Source organism: Rossellomorea vietnamensis (assembly GCF_008180615.1).
Lineage (GTDB): Bacteria > Bacillota > Bacilli > Bacillales > Bacillaceae_B > Rossellomorea > Rossellomorea vietnamensis_D.
The window spans coordinates 1-21,055 of record NZ_VTEH01000009.1; the positions used below are offsets into that span (position 1 = coordinate 1).

Here is a 21,055-nt window from a genome sequence, read left to right on the forward strand (position 1 = left end):
GAGCTTCTCAAACTCAGAAGGCGTAACATAGTCATGCTTACTGTTCTGAGCTTGAATGTCTTTTTTATATTTCCGTACCCATTTAGTCATCGTGGTGTAAGGGATCTCCAGCTCATAAGCTACCTCTGAAGCTTTTCTTCCTTCCTCCGCAACCATTTTACATACATACTCTTTATATTCGGATGAGTAATGTTTTCCCATGTGAACACGTCCTTATAAATGATAGTTATATTCTAACTTATTACCATTTTCCTGTGTCCACTTTTTAGACTAACTTAACTTCGGAGCGGATTTCCAAGCGAACTGGTCTCTATAGCCTTCCTAAAAACCACTTCCAAGCGGATTTCCAAGCGAACTGGTCTCTATAGCCTTTCTAGAGACCACTTCGGGTCAGATTCCCAAGCGAACTGGTCTCTATAGCCTTTCTAGAGACCACTTCAGAGCGGATTTCCAAGCGAGCTGGTCTCTATAGCCTTCCTAGAAACCACTTCGGAGTTTATTCCCAAGCTAACTGGTCTCTAAAGCCTTCCTTGAGAACACTTCGGAGTGGATTCCCAAGCGAACTGGTCTCTATAGCCTTCCTAAAAACCACTTCGGGGCAGTTTCCCAAGCGAACTGGTCTCTATAGCATTCCTTGAGACCACTTCGGGGCAGTTTCTAAAGCGAACTGGTCTCTATAGCCTTCCTAGAAACCACTTCCAAGCGGATTTCCAAGCGAACTAGTCTCTATAGCCTTTCTAGAGACCACTTCGGAGCGGATTTCCAAGCGAACTGGTCTCTATAGCCTTCCTAAAAACCACTTCCAAGCGGATTTCCAAGCGAACTGGTCTCTATAGCCTTTCTAGAGACCACTTCGGAGCGGATTTCCAAGCGAACTGGTCTCTAAATCCTTCCTTGAGACCACTTCAGAGCAGATTTCCAAGCGAACTGGTCTCTTAAGTCTTCCTGGCGACCACTTCCAAGCGGATTTCCAAGCGAACTGGTCTCAAAGGGCTTCTAGATACCAAAACTTGCAGGGACAATCAGGCGGCCGCCCACCTCCAAAAAAGTCAGCGATTTATCCACATAAAAAGAAGCATATCCAAAACAATATGCTTCTCTTTATGAATTATTTCCCCTTGAACTGCGGCTTCCGTTTTTCACTGAAGGCGGCCAGGGCTTCAACACGGTCTTCAGTAGGAATCGTGATTTCGTAAGCTTTTCTTTCTATTTGAAGGCCAGTCTGCAGGTCTGTATTCATGCCGTTTTTGATGGCGAACTTGGCCTGCTGAAGGGCAACGGGTCCATTGGACAGCATTTCACCCGCAAATGAGATTACTTCATCCATGAACGACTCCGGTGATGCCACTCTAGTCAGCATGCCTATCTCAAGGGCTTCCTCGGATTTTAATCTTTTAGCTGTCAGAATCAGTTCCATAGCTTTGGATTCACCTATCAAACGCGGAAGGCGCTGCGTTCCTCCTGCACCAGGGATGATTGCGAGGCTCGTTTCTGTCAGTCCCATGGTAGTGCCGCTGACAGCAATTCTGAAGTCACAGGAGAGAGCGAGTTCCATGCCGCCCCCAAAAGCATAGCCGTTCATCGCCGCAATGGTTGGCTGAGGTAGAGTGGATACCCCATTAAACACATCACCGATTTTCATGACATTTCTTCTCACCTGCTGTTCGGTCAGGTTTTTTCTTTCTTTTAAATCAGCTCCAACGCTGAAAGCTTTTTCTCCCGATCCTGTAAATATCACAACCCGGATATCAGGATTGATGCGGATGGATTCAATCATCTTCTCCAGTTCAAGAAGTGTATCGTAGTTAAAAGCATTCATGGCATCAGGCCGGTTGATCGTAACGATCCCCAAGTGTTCACGCTGTTCCAACAAAATGGATTCCAAGTATGTATCCCCCTTTGTGTAATTCTAAATAAAACGCTTCCATACACTCTTTCGACAAAACCTGTCTAAACCCTTTCTTCTAAAAACAAAAGCGTAAGCGGCTTGCCCAGCACCGACAGGCAAATGTTCCAAAGAGGAAAAAAGGCGGGCTTTCCTTTTATTCTCTTTGGGTTATTTGATCCCGAGGGGCTAGCCGCTGAAGCTGGACGAAACAAAAGCGTAAGCGGCTTGCCCAGCACCGACAGGCAAATGTTCCTCAGAGAAAAAAGGCGGGCTTTCCTTTTATTGTTTAAGGTGTTTTCAGCTAAAAGTCTGTTCCAGCAGGGCTGCGGATAATAAAGCTATAAGCTGCTCACATCGGCAGCTTTTATAATTTCCTCAATAAAGAAAGGCTTGTTTCCGACGGCTCTGCCTCCGGAAACAAGCCCAAATGTATTAAGACTGAACGACTTGCTGTTTTAATGCTCGGCGCAGAATCTTCCCTGTTGTATTCTTAGGAAGCTCTTCAAGGAATTCGATCGATCCAGGAAGCTTGTACTTAGCCAAGTGCTCACTGCAATACGCGATCAGTTCCTGTTCTGTAAGTTCACTGTTCTTTTTCACCACAAAGCACTTCACCGCTTCACCCATCTCAGGGTCGGGAAGCCCGATTACCGCTACTTCGACTACCTCGGGATGACTGTACAGTACTTCTTCCACCTCACGCGGATAAACATTATAACCTCCGACAATGATCATGTCTTTCTTTCTGTCGACTATTGTGAAGTATCCCTCTTCATCCATCTTAGCCAGGTCTCCTGTGTAGAGCCAGCCATCGCGGATGCTTGCATTGGTTTCTTCTGGAAGTTTGTAGTAGCCCTTCATGACATTAGGCCCCCTGACAATAAGTTCCCCCACTTCACCTGCAGGTACTTCTTCGCCCAGCTCATCCACAACTTTGTTTTCAACATTCACGATAGATGTACCGATAGACCCTGCTTTCCTAGGCCGGTCAAGCGGATTAAAGCAGGTAACTGGTGATGCCTCTGACAAGCCGTACCCTTCGGAAATGGCAACATTGAATTTCTTTTCAAAGTTTTTCAGGAGAGCTACCGGAAGCGAAGCCCCTCCTGAAATGCACAGCCTTAACGTGGAGAAGTCCTCTGGATTTCCTTCTTCATACTGATAAAGGAAATTATACATTGTCGGCACACCCGCAAAGACGGTCGGCTGATATTCTCTTGCCAATTTAAAGATATCCTGCGGACTGAACTTTGGTGCGATCAGCAGCGTCGCGCCTGTCATTAACGGTGCATTCAAAACAACTGTCAAACAGAACACATGGAACATTGGAAGTGTCGTGATGACTCTGTCGTCTTCATTCATCTTAAGATATTCCCCGGTATCCCTTGCGTTGGAATACAGATTCTTATGCGTCAGCATTGCACCCTTTGGTTTCCCCGTCGTACCTGAGGTATATAAGATTACAGCTGTATCCTCTTCAACTAATTGAGGCCCCCTGAATCCAGGATCTCCGGAACCGACAACCTCTGTAAACGATTTCATTTTAGGGTAAGCTGACAGCTGCTCAGGCTGGATGCCCTTTGCTCTTTCATCTCCTGTTTCACAATAGATGAAATGTTCCACTTCAGGCAGATGATGATGCATTTTTTCAACAAGCGGAAGCAAAATATCCAGCGTGACGACGGCTTTGACATCCCCATTTTTCATGATATAGCCTATCTCGTCAGGCGTGTAGATTGGATTGATCGGAATGACTGTTGCTCCAACTCTCATCGCTCCGTATAAAGCGATAATAAAATGAGGTGAATTCCCCAAAACGAGTGCTACATGATCCCCTTTGCCAAGCCCAAGCTTTTCAAGTCCGCTGGCAAATTTATTAACGGCGCCATTCAATTCCCCATATGTACTCGACTGCCCCATAAAATAATAAGCCGGCTTCATTGCATGGACCTTTGCGGATTCTTCCAATCGTGCTGAAAGATTCATATTCTCCCTCCCCTTTTCCAAAAGATGAATGAATCATCATTCATCTAAAAATTATAAGTTTTCAAAATATATTTTATATAAAGAATACATAAAATACAAGCACTCTACTATATTTTAACTAATTAAAACCACATAATGGAGAAATTCTACTCTGCAATTCAGGAGCACAATAAAAAAACGTATGGACTGTCCATACGTTTTTTATTCATAAAAGACTCTATTCGTAAACCTTGTTGCTAATTCATATCAACTTCGTAAGATAAAGGCTTCATACTCTGTTAAAACAAAAGAAATGAACTGCTCCCCTTTGAGAAAAAACTTCTATCAAATTTAATTACTGCTATAGAATGTGTTTTCACCTTTATCCCCCTTTAGGTAGAAGGATTGATGCGGAAGGCGTACGATCTCCTGCGGGACAGGTGAAACGCGCAGCCGAGGAGGCTCACAGCCCGCCCCGCGGAGTCGTCCGCATGGAGCGGAAATCCATATCGTTTAAATCAGAAGCGAAAAACAGCCTTATCAAAAGAAATTTTTAACAACCTGTTCTTCCTTGCCGCAAACTGTACACTTATACTGAATTTCAAGCGCATCTTCGACAGCATCATGAATCGTTTCTTTCTTATCGTTTTCACAATATCGTTTCACTTGAGCTCTTTCCATTTGAATTCACCACTTTCTTCAAATCTGCTCTTTACTATGTTTTATCCATAAGCAAAAAGAAATAACCTATTTTCAGAAAAAAAGCGGTGACAGGAATGCCTCATTGATTAGTATATCAGGTTGATGATGTCCTCTTTGGTGACATTCCCAAAGTAGTGTGGAATTTCCACACCTTCCAGGGCATGCTCCACCTCAGCCTTTTCATATTTCAAGCCTATCAGCTTGTTTTCAATGTCACTCACATCGCCGACACCGAAGAAATCGCCATAAATTTTACAGTTTTCGATGAGCCCTTTATTCACTTCCAGCCTGATATCGATGGAACCGACTGGAAAACGGTGAGAATGCTGAAGGTTGAATTTCGGTGATTTCCCGTAATTCCAATTCCAGTTTCCATATCTTTCCTCAGACAATTCATTGATGTTTTTCCAATCTTCCTCCGTTAGCTCATACTCTTCGATTTCATTCACATCGAATATATAGCGAAGCAGCATAGAGCGGAATTCAGTAATGGAAATCTTCTCTTCAAGAAATTCAGATATGTTAGCTACACGGCTGCGGATTGATTTAATACCCTTGGACTCGATTTTGTCTTTTCTGACTTTCAGGGCAGAAACAACATTTTCAATTTCAGAATCAAACAACAGTGTTCCGTGGCTGAACATTCTTCCTTTTGTTGAGAATTGGGCGTTGCCGGAGATTTTACGGCCTTCTGCTTCAATATCATTTCTGCCGCTGAGTTCAGCATTCACTCCTAATTTTTTCAAAGCCTTGATCACCGGCTCGGTAAATTTACGAAAGTTGTGGAAGCTTTCTCCGTCATCCTTCGTTATAAAACTGAAGTTCAAGTTGCCGAGATCGTGATAGACCGCTCCTCCTCCAGAAAGACGGCGGACAACATGCAGGTTTTCGGACTCAACATACTCGGTATTGATTTCTTCTATTGTATTTTGGTTTTTTCCAATGATGATCGAAGGTTCATTGATATAGAACAGCAGATACGTTTCATCGATATCCAAATTTTTCAAAGCGTACTCCTCGATTGCCAGGTTTATACGCGGATCTGTAATGCCTTTATTGTCTATGAACTTCATATAAATATCCTCCTTAAAATCGTTAGATGTGCAGCTGTAAGTCTTTGTGGGCGAGAAGGATTTCTCCACCAAATACACTTTTGGCTTCTTGCACCAGATTATCCAGGTTTCCGTAATGAGGCAGATGGGTGAGCACAAGCTTTTTCACGCCTGCCCCTTTTGCGGCTCTGCCGCTGTCGAGGCTGTTCATATGCCCTGCTCCGCTTCCATCCATGTCTCCATAGAAATTGCATTCACAAAGGAATAGATCGGCATCCTTTGCAAAAGGGATGAAAGATTCCTGATAAGCTGAATCTGCCGTGTAAACAAGGGTTTTGCCTCCTGCTTCAATTCTCATTGCGTAACATGGCACAGGATGCTTGGTTCGTAAAAAAGAAATGGAAAAGGGACCTGCCTTTAAGGTTGTTTCGGGATTGTATTCTATACCTGCCATCAGATCCTTGTATGTAAGTGACTCGAAGCCCTGCTTGTCTTCCTTGTGAGCATAAAACGGCAGTGATTTATTATGTTTTCCCAAGTACTTTTGAATTAAAAGGGCATGCTGAAGAACTCCGATATCGGCTGTGTGATCAGGATGGTAATGAGATAAGATGGCAGCGTCCAGCTCGTGTGCTTCCACATGCTCCTGCAGAAAGGACAACACACCGCTTCCGCAGTCAATCAACAGTTTAAATCCCTGTTCTTCCAACAGATAGCCAGAGCTGGCTTCATTCTTCTTTGGGTAGCCGCCCCAATGGCCTATTACAGTCAATTTCAATGAACTCTCTCCTTTCGGCATCCCTGTTATGAGAATGATTTTCATCCTATGTCCACTATACTGCAATACGCCTATTTTTTCATTATTTTTGAATTTCAATACAAATTCAATTGACGAAACGACTTCTGTTATAATACAATATAATAAATAAATAAAACAGTTATATAACAAAGGGGTATACTAAAACTGGAGGGTGATCAACATGTTAACGAATGTAGTGGAATTTTTCAGGAACTTACCTAAGAAACAATGTGTACAGTGCGGAGAGAATATCGATGAACAACATGAATGCTACGGCAACCATTGCGACGGCTGTCTTTCCGATCACGAGCTGTAAAAACAGGTATCGCTGTTGAAAAACAAAAAAGCTGAAGCGAATGATCTCGCTTCAGCTTTTTTGCTATTCGACGGTGATTTCTTCCTCTGAATGTTCATGAAGGCCTTCATTATTCTCCGCATGAATTGTTACATGATACAAACCAGACTCCGCAAACTCATAATTCCCTTTATAGCTTCCTGCCTCGGATTCTTGGGTTTCAACCCAGGCATGATCCTCCGTTCCTTCCAGCCAGATTTCAAAGCGAATACTAGCTGCTTCCAGAGGTTTCCCGTCTTTTTCGAGTTGGGCTGTCAATTCAGTGTCAGTTCCTGATTTAATCGTGTCAGGTTTCATTAAATGAAAGGAGACTTCGCTGTGTCCATGATCATGATCTCCCTCTTCAGAGGAGTGTGATTCATGGTCCGTGACTTCTGCATTTCCAACAGCAATTTGTTTCTTCGGCATTGTATGCATATTGTTAGCAGTCACATGGACTTGTACATGATATACACCATCTTCATCGAACGCCTTTTCAGCCGTATAATGTCCATCTTCGTGATTTTCTGCTTGAATCATTTCACTGTCTTCTTTTTGTCCTTCTTTCCAAATCTCGTACTCCACTTCTGTCGCGTCGGTAATATCCTCTTCCCCCTGGGTCACTTGTGTACTGAATTCCACTGTTTCGCCAGGCTCTGCTGTATCAGGAACACTCAGGTCAGCACTGATTGCGGTTAATCCGCCTTCCTCACCTGAGTGGCCATTTCCGTGATCTTCATGGTTATTTCCCCCGCTGCCGCAGGCTCCCAATAGCATAATGCCTAATATCAATAAAAAGGGCAGTAATTTCTTCATCTATGCTTCCTCCTGAAAACTTGTATTCTTCAATCTTTTATTAGTGTAATGCTTCAGTCTTCCATAAGTATAGGGCAGTTGTTACAATTTTTAAACATATACTGAGTTTCACAGAGATAGGTCATTTTTAACTTTTTCAATTAAATCCGGAGAATCTTTAATCATTTTTCCAATATACAAGAAACCAGCAACTGTAACTCCGGTCATAATCCAGCTGAAGGCCTGTTTAAGCAAAATGCCCTTATCAAATGCTTCCACTCCGTACTCGGTAATCAGCCACGCATTGACACCTGCCAGCACCCCGCTCCTCAGCGCGAAAACAAAGGTGATACACTGAAACACTCTAAAAATCCGACTCTGTTCGTAAAGCTTCTTGCTGAATTGGCGGTCATACCCTTGAAGTTCAGCGAAATCAAGACCGAAATAAAGAGTGATGGGTTTCTTTAGTAAAATAGTGATCAAGAAAAACAGACTCATTGAAATGCTGAAATAAACATTATTCCAAAGAAGTTGAATGGCAGAGCCGGCTAGTACTTCAACGAGGGTGCCTATCACTAAAGTCGATATAATATAAATTCCGAAAATATTAACTCTCTTCATCTCCCAGAAGCGGTATATAGTATAGAGAATCGCAGGCACAGAAGAGAGCAGCATCGCGTAGTAATCACCAGTAACATCCCTCAAAAAATTCCAGAAAAGCAGTGGAAGAGCTGCATAAAAAATAAGATCAAGCAGTACTATATTCTTCTTCATGTGAAAAATCCTTTCTCCAATTAAATGTAAATCTTACCCACTCCCAATTAGTAAGCGTACGGAACAGGACTTCAAAAGTTTCATAATTATGTAAAAAAAAGTTCCGCCCTGACATCGGACGGAATTTCTTAAAATGTATAAAAACCTGCTTTGCCGGTTAAACCACAAACCATACTTTATTTATTTTATCTTCCAGAATTTCATACATCGCAACGGCAAAGCTCTCCCTGCCATTTGCTCTGCCAGTGACATGTTCATGGTCAATAGCAATATTCTCTTTTATAATGCGGGACAGGAGCTCGGCATGATTATCAGGATTTTCGCGAAACATTTTGCCATAGCGCTCCTTCATCTCTTCAATTCCCTGATACATCATGTTGTTCGAGGGAAATTCCATGACCATCACATCATCACTGTAGCATTCCAGAAACGCCTCCAGATTTTGGGCATTATATGCGTCAAGCTGCTTTTGTGCCAGTTCTTCTGCCTTTGCGTTCATTATCGGCCCTGCCTTCCATATTCTTCTTTAGCTGCTTTTCCAGCAGTTGCAGCTTCGATACCTTCCCCGTACCATCTCAGTCTATTTTCCAATTTGACTATTAAATCGTTTACCCACTGAGGCTGCCCGGAGTCAATAACAACGTCCAACGATTTTTTCAACTGTTTAAACATGATCAAATTATGCAGTCTTAGGAACATAGGAATCTTTAAAACTTCCTCATCAGACAGTGTGCAGATAAGGCGGTACCCCTCTATAAACAGAAGGAATTCCCTGCTTTGCAGACTGCTGTCCCTTTCGAAAAGGTCCCTTAGAGCAAAGCAGATATCAGCTGCGAACCATCCTTCCACACCGCTTTCAAAATCTATGAATTGCGGATGGTCTTCTTGCCAGATAATATTATCCAATTCAAAATCAAAGTGAATTGGCCCATATATATCATCATTATGTTGAAGCTTCAACAGCCATTCTCCGAGAACTTTCTCTTCCATTTGAACTGCTGACGGGAGTTCGGGAACTGTTATATTTAACAAGTCTTCCATTTTACGCATATCTTTTAAGACGCCCGATCTCTTCGACACATGATGAATGCTTCCCAATGCTTTTCCCCAGGCAATCCATTGCTTATCACCCATTTTTTCCATTTCATGATGGGATCCCTCAATAAAATTCAGAGCCACAGCATGAAAAGTGCCCCATTCTGTCTGCACTTCTTCTATGAACTTGCTATTGACCGAGAGGATTGGTGTATTCACCGCTATCCTATTCGTACTTAAAATATCAAGAAACTGAAGTTCCCTTTCCAGTCTTTCCTTGTCCTCAGCAGGGGTAATCCGTAGGATAAATGAGGCATTTCCTCTTTTGAAAGAATAAACGAAATTACTGCTGGCTCGTATAAATTTCACAGAACCCTTTTCGTATTCCCATAATTCAAGGGCACTTATGACCCATTTTTCTTGGAAGGGCGAATGCAGGAAATCCCGCATTAAAGAGAGTTTCATCATTACTATTTTCCTCCTGTTTTGCAGAACGGAAAGAAGTCAGGAGCACCGATTTCAGCTCACATAAGTAAGTGTCCCGGTCAACTTCAACACGCACATGTTCCGAAGAGAAAAAAAGGTGGTCTCACCTTGTATTCTCTTGGGTTTTTGATCCAAGGGGATGAGTCCGTTACGGCGGGTACAGACACTCGGGCGCTGAAGCTGACGGGAGAACATAGTTAAGAGTTATCCAACCAGATGAATTATATGATTTTTTTATCATCTAAAAAAGGCTGCCAATCATTCCGACAGCCTCCATTCCAGAGCCAAAACTATGTTATCTCCATGAAAAGGAGAACTCATACAGGATATCGGTGTTCTTTCGTTCTGGTTTAAATTTATTTGGTACCACAATATCAGCCTCCTTTTTAGTATAATTTCCCAACAAATCTATTTTATCTTAAATGTCATTTTTTGTGTATTATTTTTTTGACTGCTTACGAAGTTTCTCTCTATCAAGTGTCTGAGGAGGCTTTTCAAACCACCCCTGCCTGATCATGAGTTTAGCCCCTTCATCTGCGTATTTCCCAAGATTTACAATCAATCTTTCATAGAGCAGGGCTATGTCCTTTCTCATAGAGGAGGCAAGCGCCATTCCGTAATCACCCATGCCGATTGAGTTCAGCGCCGAAATCTGAAACATCATGAGTTTATCTGAAAAAGGACTTTCTGTGGAAGATGTAATCGTTGAATCCCAAGTAGAAGGATATGAACAGTCATCTGATTTTAAACAGGCGATGAACTTCTCATTATGTTTTTTGGAGGCATCATATCCCTTTTTAAAGTAATCTGACACCTTTCTTGAATGAGCTACCTGACCGAATCCCATAAGAAGCGTCTTGGCAACATTTGATACTTCAATATTTGTCCCAAGGTGGGCAACTTCCATTGCCAGCAGAGGCCGCTTCTCTCCAAAAATCCCTCCCATGAAATCAACATCTGTTACATACTCGATCCGCTCTGGATACGCTATGTAAGGGGACCTGATGAAAACACCTTTTTCGAGCATGATCTCACATGCTCTGTCAAATAACTCATTGGATTGCTGGAGCCACTTGCTGTACAGATCCCTGACATCCCTTCTTGCCAGGACACCTTTAGCAAGAGAATAGGCATTCAATCCGCTCCTTCCGACATGGTGGATATATCTTAAGTAGGTTACATCTGAAAACAACTTCGGGGCTTCAGAATTGACATCGTTCTTCGCAAATCCATTCGGTATAGGCAATTCTTCTTTAATAAAAAGCTCACGAATGACTTCGATATGTTCTTTGGCAATATCTGAAGCAAACTTGATAACAGGGTCAATCCCCTTATCATCAGTTGTTTTCAGAAAATGGTGCAGTATGCAGTATGCCATCGTGTCCGCCATATATGTATTCCAAAGCATGGCAATTTCAGCTGATGTTAGATCGGTATTATGCTTATTTTCCATAAGGTCACCTCGTCGGACTCAATTCATAAAGTTATTATTACCGGCAACACTCTTTAAAATGTAAATTTTCTTCCAACCCCTCCAATAGACCCGGATGTTCTTTCATATTTCGGCTTTTTTGACAGAAAACAGTAATAAAAAAGCTGTGTCTGTCGTTGAACAAACACAGCGTCTATATGAGGTTCTTCGTATTCAGAAAAGTTTCTGAGTTCTCCCTGCATCTGAGTTAGCATGGGTCTCTAGAATGCCGCTTGGGACCTAACTAGTTATGGGTTCTACAATTTCATTGTTATACGTCTTCTTGAAGTATCCTGAGAAGTATATGGCTGTCAGTGTAATAAACACTAGAAAATAAACGGCTAGAATGCCCATGTTCTGCCACATGAAACTATAATCACCGCTTGAAATGACTGCTTTGAAGGCCGCTACCGAATAAGTCATCGGAAGTAAAGCGCTTATCGGCTGTAACGGTGCAGGTATCAATTCGAGTGGGAACGTACCAGCACTTGTCGTCAGCTGCAGTATCAATATGATTATAGCTGCAAACCTTCCCGGATCACCAAGGATAGTGACCAAAGCCTGAACTAAAGCAATAAATGTAAGGCTGGCAGCAATCGACACAGCTATGAATAAAGGTACACTTTGAACTTCTATTCCCAACCCAAATAGTAAAATGCTGTCCGCAATCAGGGATTGGATAACACCAAACACGACCAAGACCGCAAGCTTCCCTCTGAACCAGGCGAAACCTGAAGCAGGTACAGCAGCAGGTTCGCGGAGCGGATAGACAATCGAGATCAACAATGCCCCTACAAATAAACCTAAGGAAAGGAAATATGGAGCAAAACCAGTTCCGTAATTAGGCACATGATTCACCGCCTGTTTTTCCACTTCCACCGGTTCAGCCACCATATCCGTTGTTTCCTCAGTGGTTTGGATTGAATTCGCCTGATCATCAACTTTCTTCATTTCTTCGCTGAATTGTGCTGTCCCTTTGGAAAGGGATACCGTGCCTTCCTCAAGTTGGGCTGAACCCTTCGCAAGATCCTGTGATCCCTGAGTTAATTTACCTGAACCATCCTCTAATTGCGATAATCCAGTTTGAAGCTCGAATTCTCCTGAAGCGATTTGTTGAGATCCGGATACGGCACTTGCCAGGCTTTCATTTGCCATGGAAAAGTTAGCCGCAAACTCGGACTGGCCTGCAGCTAGTTCTTGTGTACCTTGGGAGAGCGCGCCTGCACCTTCTTGCAACTCTAAGAAAGCAGTGTTTAATTCAGTACTGCCTTTGCCAAATAGCTGAAGACCGTCTTGAAGCTGTGAGGCACCAGACTGAAGTTCAGAAGCACCCGTGGTTAATCCGGCTGTTCCCAATTCAAGATTGCCGCTTCCAGACTTCAAGTTTTCTATTAAAGCCGTAAGCTGAGCACGCTTTTCTTCAGGCAAAGATTCCAGCACTGGTGTCAATGCCTGGTCAAGGCTGGACATTCCCTTACTGAGTTCGACAGCACCCGAATGAACTTCGGAAGCACCTTTTTCAAGAGAGGCCGCTCCATCAACGACATTTCCGGCTCCACCCTTTAATTCTTCATGGCTGTCAATCAGCTTTCCAAGCCCGGCTGCAGCTTGACCTGTACCACTTTCGAGCCGGTCAGCTCCTGCAGCAGCTTCCTCTGCACCCGTATTAAGCTTTTCAGCTCCTTGATAAAGCTCGCTGTATCCACCTGAAATCCTGCCGAGCCCTTCAGACAGTTCTTTCGTTTTGGCCGCAAGTTGTTCTGCCCCGCTTTTAACTTCAGACAAACCACTATCAAACTCCAGATTTTTTTGAGCCAGCATCGTTAGGTTTTCCTTCAAGTCAGTGGCACCAGTAGAAATTTTTCCCGAGCCTTCATTAAGCTCAGCAGCCGCCTTGCTTGCATCTGCAAAGCCCTTGCCCATTTTTTCCATATTTGCAAATATCGTATCAGCATAGGTCTCTGTGACACTCTTTGATAAGCTCGCTTTTATCTCTTTGATAGCAGTATCACCGATTTGGGCTGACAGAAAGTTAAAGCCTTCGTTCGGAACATATTTCAAAGAAAGCTTTTCAGGGTGTTCATCCAGCAGGGTGGTTGCATTTTCTGAAAAATTTTCAGGTATTTCAACCAGCATGTAGTACTCCTGCTGCTCAAGGTTTTCATATCCCTCGTCTACGTCAACAAACTGAAAATGAAATTGGCTGCTACCCTTCAGCTTCTCTACCAATTCATCCCCAAGCTTCATTTTTTCTCCCTCAAAGACTGCTCCACTATCATTATTGACGACTGCTACCGGCAGATCCTTTAACTGGCTGTATGGATCCCAAAACGCCCACAAGAACATTCCGCTGTACAAAACCGGAATGAACATAACAGCAAGAATCGGGATAAGCAATTTCCGATTTTTAAAAATGCTTTTCATTTCTGCTAAAAATAATGATGATTTCATTTTACATCCTCCTGATATGAATAATTGACTATTTTGGACATTTAGTCACTTGTAATCAAAAAAGAAAGAATTATCTTGGAGATAATCCTTCAAATATATACATTTCAAACAGCTTCGCTATCTCATCTTTATCGAGTGGTTTGTGCTCTTGTTCCCAATCAAATATGAGGGATACATACAACTGAAGCATGATGAAGGCGGTGATTTCGGGATTGCATGGCCTGATCTCACCCTTATCGACCGCTTCCGTTATCTTCACTTTAATATAGGAGATAATAGCTTCTTCCAATCGCTTTCGGACCTCTATGACAGCAGGTGTCCCCATCTCTCTTTCTTCCTGGAAAAGTTTAATGGTCAGATGATGTTCTTTTCTGAACTCGAGTATGCGGAACAGGGCTGCATGGACATTTTCATAGAAGGAATGATCCGGGTCGATTACTCCCTCTGCCGCCTCTTTCATTTCTTTAATGAGAGACCCTGTAATTTCATCAAAAAGCTCTTCTTTGTTTTTGAAAAAATTATATATTGTTCCTTTTCCAACATTCGCAAGCTTGGAGACTTGATCCATCGTGGTAGCTTTATAGCCGAACAATGAGAATGATTTAGTGGCAGCGTCAATGATTTGTTTTTTCCGGTCTATAGACAAAGAATCACCTCTTTCTTGACCAAATGACCGAATCGGAATTTCGGTCATATTTGTTTTCATTACTTTATCATATCCTATAACAAATGACAAATGGAATTTAAAATTTGGTCTGCAGGCGTTCATGCCACCTATTAGAATAGGGACAAGCAGAAGAAGAATATAGGTTAAATAAGTCAGGATTTTCGAAAGGAGAGTCATCATGATCATTCATGTGGTTCAAAGAGGCGATACATTGTGGTCACTCTCTCAAAAATACAGGGTGCCCATAAACCAGATATCTGCTGGAAATCAGCTTAAAAACCCAGACCAGCTGGTCATCGGGCAATCGCTTTTCGTTCCACAACCGGAACAGGAGTATATTGTCCAGCCAGGCGATACGTTATGGTCAATCTCTCAACGCTACAGGGTGCCGTTCACCAGCCTCGTCCGATTTAACCAACTGACTGACCCTACCCGGTTATTTGTCGGCCAGCTGCTTCTTCTGCCTTACCTGGAATACACCGTTAAAGCCGGAGATACTCTTTATGCAATCGCCAGCCGCTCCGGTTCCACGGTAACAGAACTGGCATCTCTGAACAATCTCGCCAACCCATCCGCCATCAATGCGGGACAAATTATCAGGCTTCCCAGAAAACAGCCCCAAATTGAAGTGAATGCCTATTCCACAAGGACAGGCGCAGAAGGTGTCGGTGAGGCATTAAATCTTGGATCCTATTTCACCTACCTGACTCCTTTTACCCATTCTATCACCTCGGAAGGCGGCATTACTGAGTTAAATGATGCAGGACTGATCTCTGCTGCCAAATCCAACAATGTTGTTCCTTTACTGACTCTTACCAACTTCGCCAACCGAAAGTTTGATTCAGACCTCGCTGCGGAGATTCTGAGAAACGAAGAAAAGCAGGAAATACTTATTAGCAGCATCTTAGATAGAATCAGAGAAAAAGGATATGGCGGCCTGAATGTTGATTTTGAATATGTCTACCCCGAAGACAGAGAAAATTATAATACCTTCTTAAGAAGAGTCGTGGCGAGACTGAGGCCGGAGGGTTATTCGGTATCCACTGCCCTCGCACCGAAAATTAAGGAAGACCAAGTCGGCCTGTTGTATGAGGCTCATGATTACGAGGCACATGGGGAAATAGTTGATTTTGTTGTATTGATGACCTACGAGTGGGGCTGGGCAGGCGGAAGACCTTGGGCGATAGCTCCCATCAGTGAAGTGAAGAAGGTACTTGATTATGCCGTAACCGCCATTCCCCGCAGCAAAATTTTAATGGGTATCCCGCTATATGGAAGAGTGTGGAGGATCCCGTGGGTGGAAGGAACCTTAGCAAAAACCATCTCACCGCAGGCAGCAGTTGAACTGGCAGCCTCAGAAAATGTAAGCATTCAATATGATGAAACCTATCAATCTCCTTTCTTTACCTATACAGATGACAGCGGACAGCAAAATGAAGTCTGGTTTGAGGATGCGAGGAGTATTGCTGCCAAATTCCAGACCGTCAAAGATTATAATCTCAGAGGAGTAAGCTATTGGGTCCTCGGCAGCGCATTTCCGCAAAACTGGATGGTTCAGCACGCGACCTTTGCGGTGAAAAAATATGAGTGATATCTTTAGGCTGCGGTGACTGCTGCAGTCTTTTGTTTTGTGTTTTTGGAGCCTTTGCGCATTTTCAGTGTAGACGTCTCCAGTGGGGGCGTTTAGGTACATAAAATCCTGTAACATTAGACAGGAGTGGGCATCAAGGAATGATTCTTAATGCCCTAAACCAAGTAGTTTAGTTGAGAACGGGAACCTACAGCCACCCTTGGCGCCCTAAATCAAAGAGTTCAGTTGAGAACGGGAACCCACAGCCACCCTTGGTGCCCTAAATTAAAGAGTTTAGTTGTAAACGGACACCTACAGTGATCCTTGGTGCCCCAAACCAAGTACTTGAGTTGTAAACGGGCACCTAGAGCGACCCTTGGTGCCCTAAATCAAAGAGTTCAGTTGTAAACGGGCACCTAGAGCGATCCTTGGTGTCCTAAATCAAAGAGTTCAGTTGTAAACGGGCACCTACAGCCACCCTTGGTGCCCTAAATTAAAGAGTTCAGTTGTAAACGGGCACCTACAGTGTTCCTTGGTGCCCCAAACCAAGTACTTGAGTTGTAAACGGGCACCTACAGTGTTCCTTGGTGCCCCAAACCAAGTACTTGAGTTGTAAACGGGCACCTACAGTGATACTTGGTGCCCCAAACCAAGTACTTGAGTTGTTAACGGGAACCAAGAGCGACCCTATTGACCTAAAAACCTTAGTTGCGTCAAAAGGACTCATCGATCGAATCTCGAAGTTCGATCTAATTTTTGATAAAGCTGCAAAGAAATTAAAAACTTCTCAACGTTTTCGTCCTGCAGCTTAGTCTCCCTAATTTCACAATTCCATCACAGAGGTTGACTGTCGCTCTTCTTTTAAACTCCCATTCAATTACTCCCCAATCAAACGTTCGAATTCTTGTCACAGATTTCTCAAGCACCTCAACTCCAGCAGTCTCAAGCTTTCACGGTATTTTCATTAGAAAATGGATGATTGTAAAAATCAACCTTACTTTTTTTGTAACAAATTGAACAGCCTTCATGTGATATTATTCACTTACTAGAAGGCGCAACTATGATAACAGCGCTCTTCTGAAGCATATATAAATTTTTTTCAGTAAGTTTGTGAAACGCTGAACAAATTTTGAACAATTTGTGACATTTATAAAAGAAGGTGAGGAACAGAGATGAAATCACTAAAGCCTTTGTTAATATTTTTATCATTATCATTGATGCTTTTTTTAACTGGCTGTGAGACGAATATGGTTGTATTCGAACCACAGGGACCAGTGGCGAGATCCATCGCTGACCTGATTAACTGGTCACTAATGTGGATGCTGCTCGTCGTAGTTGTTGTGTTCGCATTATTTGCTTATATCATTTGGAAATACAGGGAAAAACCCGAGAACATGGATTATGAGCCTCCTGAAGAACACGGAAGCACACTGCTTGAGATCATTTGGACAGGGATTCCAATTCTTATCGTTATCGCTTTGACCATCCCGACTGTTCAAACTCTTTATGCCTTAGAAGAGGTTCCTGAAACTCTTGAGGAAAAAGAACCTGTTACCATCCATGTAACGGCCGCCGACTGGAAATGGATCTTCAGTTATCCTGAAGAAGGAATCGAGACAGTCAACTATGTCAATATTCCGGCTGATACACCTATTTTATTTAAACTTACTTCCGCCAGTACGATGCAATCCTTCTGGGTGCCTGCACTTGGCGGCCAGAAATATGCGATGGCTAAAATGGAAACGGAGCTCTTCCTGGCAGCCGATAATCCAGGCTCCTATTTGGGGAAAAACTCAAACTTTAACGGCCGTGGATATGCCGAAATGGAATTTGAAGTTCTGGCTCAAACTCAAGCCGATTACGATGAGTGGGTCGAAGAAGTAAAGGACACCGCTCCTAAGCTGACAGAAGAGAAATATGAAGAGCTTCTGAAGCCTACCCACCTAGGCCGTATGACATTTAATAACACACACCTTGCGTGGGTGAATCATGCGGATATGAATTCAAAAACTTATACAAACCCTGAACTCTACCGCTACAACGGCTACCAAGGAAAAACATTTGAAGAAGAAGATAATTACAAGAATAAAGAAGACGAAAATGAATCTGATCATGATGGACACGGAGATGACGAACATTCCGGACATGGCGATCATGATGACGAAGAAGACTCTGATGGAGGTGACCATCACCATGGGCATTAAATGGGATGAATTTTTTGTAACGGGCGACCCCCTCATATTGGGAGCCCAGGTTTCGATTGCTCTTACAATGATTGGTCTTCTTGCCGGGATCACTTATTTGAAGAAGTGGAAGTGGCTTTGGACTGAGTGGATCACAACCGTAGATCATAAACGAATTGGGATTATGTATATTATTGCTGCTGTTCTGATGTTCTTCCGCGGAGGAATCGACGGACTGCTGATGAAGGCCCAGACTTCCAGGCCAGAGATGGAATTTTTAAGCTCACAGCATTACAATGAAATTTTCACAACGCACGGAGTCATCATGATTCTGTTCATGGCGATGCCTTTCTTGATCGGTCTCATGAACGTCGTGATTCCTCTGCAAATCGGTGCCCGTGATGTTGCTTTTCCGCAGCTGAATGCACTGAGTTTCTGGCTGTTCTTTGCCGGAGCGATGCTGTTCAACCTTTCATTTGTCATCGGGGGCTCTCCTGATGCAGGGTGGACCTCTTACTTCCCGCTTGCTGGTAAAGAATTCAGTCCGAGTATTGCGAATAACTATTATGCAGTAGCCCTTCAGATTGCCGGTATCGGTACTCTAATGACAGGGATCAACTTCATTGTTACAATTTTGAAAATGAGAACAAAAGGCATGGGATTAATGAAGATGCCGATGTTCACTTGGACGACACTAATTACATCCGTTATTATCGTTGCAGCCTTCCCTATCTTTACAGTCGCTTTGGCATTGATGACAACGGACCGTATTTTTGGAACTCACTTCTTCACAGTATCCGGTGGAGGAAGTGATATGCTTTGGGCCAACCTCTTCTGGTTATGGGGACATCCTGAGGTTTATATAGTTGCATTGCCTGCGTTCGGTATTTTTTCTGAGGTTATTGCGACATTCTCAAGAAAATCTCTATTTGGATATAAATCAATGGTATATGCGATTGTCGGTATCGCGATATTAAGTATGCTCGTTTGGGTCCACCATTTCTATACAATGGGATCCGGCCCTGCAGTAAACTCATTCTTCTCGATTTCGACTATGCTGATTGCAGTCCCGACAGGTGTTAAAATCTTCAACTGGCTCTTTACAATGAGAAAAGGCCGGATCAAGATGACCACCGCGATGCTATGGGCACTTGCTTTCATCCCGACATTTACGATTGGTGGCGTAACAGGTGTCATGCTTGCCATGGGTGCAGCCGATTATCAATATCATAACACCTTGTTCCTGGTTGCCCACTTCCACTATGTATTGATTCCTGGTGTGGTTTATGCGGTATTCGCAGGATTGTACTACTGGTGGCCAAAAATGTTCGGCCATATGCTGAACGAGCGATTAGGAAAATGGCACTTCTGGTTATTCAACATTGGATTTAACGTAACCTTCATGCCAATGTTCTTCCTGGGACTAAAAGGAGCGGTCCGCCGTTCTTACACATTCTCAGTAGAATCAGGTTTTTCAAATCTTTTCCTGCTGTCTGCTATCGGATCAATCATTCTAGCAGCAGGTTTCGCAGTATTCTGCTATAACATTTACTGGAGCATCCGTTACGCAGACAGAAATATTTCTAGTGATCCTTGGGATGCAAGGACTTTGGAGTGGGCAACTGCCTCTCCTGTTCAGTACTACAATTTCGCCAAACAGCCTGAAGTGAAATCAATCGACGCTTTCTGGTATATGAAAAAACATGACGAAGGGTTATCACTAAGCGATTCTGAGATCAAGAAAATCCACATGCCAAGCAATTCAGGCTTGCCATTCATCATGTGCGTATTCTTCGGAATAGCCGGATTCTTCCTGGTATTCGAATGGCAGATCGCCACCCTCATTGCTTCACTGGGTATCATCGCTGGCTTGATTTACCGTTCGTTTGATTACAACGACGGTTACTACATCCCTGTTGATGAAATTAAAGAAGTAGAACGTTCTTGGAGAAACAAAAAAGGAGAGGTGAACAAACATGTCAGCTAAAGTCGATACTTCACTCCCTTTAGAATATCAAACAGAACAGAGCCGATTAAATATACTCGGCTTCTGGATCTTCCTTGGTGCTGAAATTGTTCTCTTTGCAACCTTGTTTGCAGTCTATGCGGTACTCAACCAGCGTTATGCCGGCGGACCGGGGCACCAGGATATCTTTTTGATGAAGGAAGTCATGATCCAGACCGTATTACTGCTAACAAGCAGCTTCACATGCGGATTGGCTATCTTTGAAATGAGAAAAGGAAACTTAAAAGGGTTAATTACATGGTTGATCGTCACCCTTGGCCTTGGTGCCGGATTCTTGTTCATGGAAATCAATGAGTTCATTCATTATGTCCATGAAGGGGCGACTATGCAGACAAGTGCCTTCCTATCCAGTCTGTTTGTTCTGCTTGGAACACACGGAGCCCACGTCATGTTCGGTATATTCTGGGCAATCATGGTCATCTTCCAGCTTGTTAAAAGAGGTCTCACACCAGTGACTGCCCGTAAGGTATTCATTATCGGTTTGTACTGGCACTTCCTTGACGTCGTCTGGATCTTCATCTTCACATTTGTCTACTTGAAAGGAATGATGCTGTAATGGAAAAGACAAAAAGCTATCCAATAAGCCACTTTGCAGGCTTTATCATGTCACTCGTCCTTACCTTTGTAGCAGCCTGGGTTGCATTAAAAACAACTCTATCCTTTAATATAGTTTTATGGGTGATTGGAACACTCGCTGTTATTCAGGCGGGCCTTCAATTATTCATGTTCATGCACATCAATGAAGGTGAAGACGGTAAAGTACAGATTGTAAACATTGCATATGCTGTCTTCTGTGCAGCCGTCATAGTAGTCGGATCCATCTGGGTATTGACTTCCGGGCACGCTGCTCACTAATA

The 21,055-nt window shown here is 43.2% G+C and carries 19 protein-coding genes; 6 read left to right on the forward strand and 13 right to left on the reverse strand.

What is annotated here, in order from left to right; all coding sequences use genetic code 11:
* From FZC79_RS12325 to FZC79_RS12350, 6 genes are all read right to left on the reverse strand, one after another.
* Positions 1 to 201, reverse strand: a 201-nt coding sequence (locus FZC79_RS12325; RefSeq protein WP_148947098.1) for a transposase, incomplete at its 3' end; no start/stop codon positions are given.
* 907 nt (positions 202 to 1,108) lie between these two features.
* Positions 1,109 to 1,885 (reverse strand): enoyl-CoA hydratase-related protein, encoded by a 777-nt coding sequence (locus FZC79_RS12330; protein WP_148947099.1) that lies wholly within the window; start codon positions 1,883 to 1,885, stop codon positions 1,109 to 1,111.
* 435 nt (positions 1,886 to 2,320) lie between these two features.
* Complete coding sequence (locus FZC79_RS12340) at positions 2,321 to 3,874, reverse strand: fatty acid--CoA ligase family protein (RefSeq protein ID WP_148947100.1); 1,554 nt, start codon at positions 3,872 to 3,874, stop codon at positions 2,321 to 2,323.
* Positions 3,875 to 4,393: 519 nt separating this feature from the next.
* Positions 4,394 to 4,534, reverse strand: a complete 141-nt coding sequence (locus FZC79_RS23170) for a hypothetical protein (RefSeq protein WP_187442764.1) — start codon at positions 4,532 to 4,534, stop codon at positions 4,394 to 4,396.
* A gap of 107 nt (positions 4,535 to 4,641) precedes the next feature.
* The gene (locus tag FZC79_RS12345) at positions 4,642 to 5,628 is read right to left on the reverse strand and encodes a lipoate--protein ligase (RefSeq protein WP_148947101.1); all 987 of its coding nucleotides are present in this window, start codon (positions 5,626 to 5,628) and stop codon (positions 4,642 to 4,644) included.
* A gap of 22 nt (positions 5,629 to 5,650) precedes the next feature.
* Entirely contained in the window at positions 5,651 to 6,385 is a 735-nt protein-coding gene (locus tag FZC79_RS12350) for an MBL fold metallo-hydrolase (RefSeq protein WP_148947102.1), read from the reverse strand.
* Positions 6,386 to 6,587: 202 nt separating this feature from the next.
* Here FZC79_RS12350 and yhfH point away from each other — a divergent pair, with 202 nt between their 5' ends.
* The gene (gene yhfH / locus FZC79_RS12355; protein WP_148940787.1) at positions 6,588 to 6,722 is read left to right on the forward strand and encodes a protein YhfH; all 135 of its coding nucleotides are present in this window, start codon (positions 6,588 to 6,590) and stop codon (positions 6,720 to 6,722) included.
* Between the two features lie 63 nt (positions 6,723 to 6,785).
* Here the strand turns inward: yhfH and FZC79_RS12360 are convergent, their stop codons facing one another.
* The 7 genes from FZC79_RS12360 to FZC79_RS12390 all read right to left on the reverse strand — a co-directional run bounded on the left by FZC79_RS12360 (position 6,786) and on the right by FZC79_RS12390 (position 14,458).
* The gene (locus FZC79_RS12360) at positions 6,786 to 7,556 is read right to left on the reverse strand and encodes a FixH family protein (RefSeq protein WP_148947103.1); all 771 of its coding nucleotides are present in this window, start codon (positions 7,554 to 7,556) and stop codon (positions 6,786 to 6,788) included.
* Positions 7,557 to 7,664: 108 nt separating this feature from the next.
* Complete coding sequence (locus tag FZC79_RS12365) at positions 7,665 to 8,309, reverse strand: VC0807 family protein (RefSeq protein ID WP_148947104.1); 645 nt, start codon at positions 8,307 to 8,309, stop codon at positions 7,665 to 7,667.
* A gap of 157 nt (positions 8,310 to 8,466) precedes the next feature.
* Positions 8,467 to 8,808, reverse strand: a complete 342-nt coding sequence (locus FZC79_RS12370; protein WP_148947105.1) for a nuclear transport factor 2 family protein — start codon at positions 8,806 to 8,808, stop codon at positions 8,467 to 8,469.
* Positions 8,808 to 9,812, reverse strand: a complete 1,005-nt coding sequence (locus FZC79_RS12375; RefSeq protein ID WP_148947106.1) for a phosphotransferase enzyme family protein — start codon at positions 9,810 to 9,812, stop codon at positions 8,808 to 8,810. Before FZC79_RS12375 ends, FZC79_RS12370 begins: the two co-directional genes overlap by 1 nt.
* A gap of 457 nt (positions 9,813 to 10,269) precedes the next feature.
* On the reverse strand, positions 10,270 to 11,283 hold the full coding sequence (locus FZC79_RS12380; protein WP_148947107.1) for a DUF3231 family protein: 1,014 nt from the start codon (positions 11,281 to 11,283) through the stop codon (positions 10,270 to 10,272).
* A 258-nt stretch (positions 11,284 to 11,541) separates the two neighbouring features.
* Positions 11,542 to 13,752, reverse strand: coding sequence for a YhgE/Pip domain-containing protein (locus tag FZC79_RS12385; RefSeq protein ID WP_148947108.1), 2,211 nt, complete (start codon positions 13,750 to 13,752; stop codon positions 11,542 to 11,544).
* A gap of 70 nt (positions 13,753 to 13,822) precedes the next feature.
* Positions 13,823 to 14,458 (reverse strand): TetR/AcrR family transcriptional regulator, encoded by a 636-nt coding sequence (locus tag FZC79_RS12390; RefSeq protein WP_252183319.1) that lies wholly within the window; start codon positions 14,456 to 14,458, stop codon positions 13,823 to 13,825.
* 139 nt (positions 14,459 to 14,597) lie between these two features.
* Between FZC79_RS12390 and FZC79_RS12395 the strand changes: the two genes are divergently transcribed.
* The 5 genes from FZC79_RS12395 (at position 14,598) to qoxD (ending at position 21,053) form a co-directional block, all read left to right on the forward strand.
* Positions 14,598 to 16,010, forward strand: a complete 1,413-nt coding sequence (locus tag FZC79_RS12395) for a LysM peptidoglycan-binding domain-containing protein (RefSeq protein WP_148947109.1) — start codon at positions 14,598 to 14,600, stop codon at positions 16,008 to 16,010.
* A gap of 1,151 nt (positions 16,011 to 17,161) precedes the next feature.
* Entirely contained in the window at positions 17,162 to 18,193 is a 1,032-nt protein-coding gene (gene qoxA / locus FZC79_RS12400; RefSeq protein ID WP_148947110.1) for a cytochrome aa3 quinol oxidase subunit II, read from the forward strand.
* Positions 18,183 to 20,159, forward strand: coding sequence for a cytochrome aa3 quinol oxidase subunit I (gene qoxB, locus FZC79_RS12405; protein WP_148947190.1), 1,977 nt, complete (start codon positions 18,183 to 18,185; stop codon positions 20,157 to 20,159). The genes qoxA and qoxB overlap by 11 nt, the downstream gene beginning before the upstream one ends.
* On the forward strand, positions 20,149 to 20,754 hold the full coding sequence (gene qoxC, locus FZC79_RS12410; RefSeq protein WP_148947111.1) for a cytochrome aa3 quinol oxidase subunit III: 606 nt from the start codon (positions 20,149 to 20,151) through the stop codon (positions 20,752 to 20,754). Before qoxB ends, qoxC begins: the two co-directional genes overlap by 11 nt.
* On the forward strand, positions 20,754 to 21,053 hold the full coding sequence (qoxD, locus tag FZC79_RS12415) for a cytochrome aa3 quinol oxidase subunit IV (RefSeq protein ID WP_148947112.1): 300 nt from the start codon (positions 20,754 to 20,756) through the stop codon (positions 21,051 to 21,053). Before qoxC ends, qoxD begins: the two co-directional genes overlap by 1 nt.
* The last annotated feature ends 2 nt before the right edge of the window (positions 21,054 to 21,055 follow it).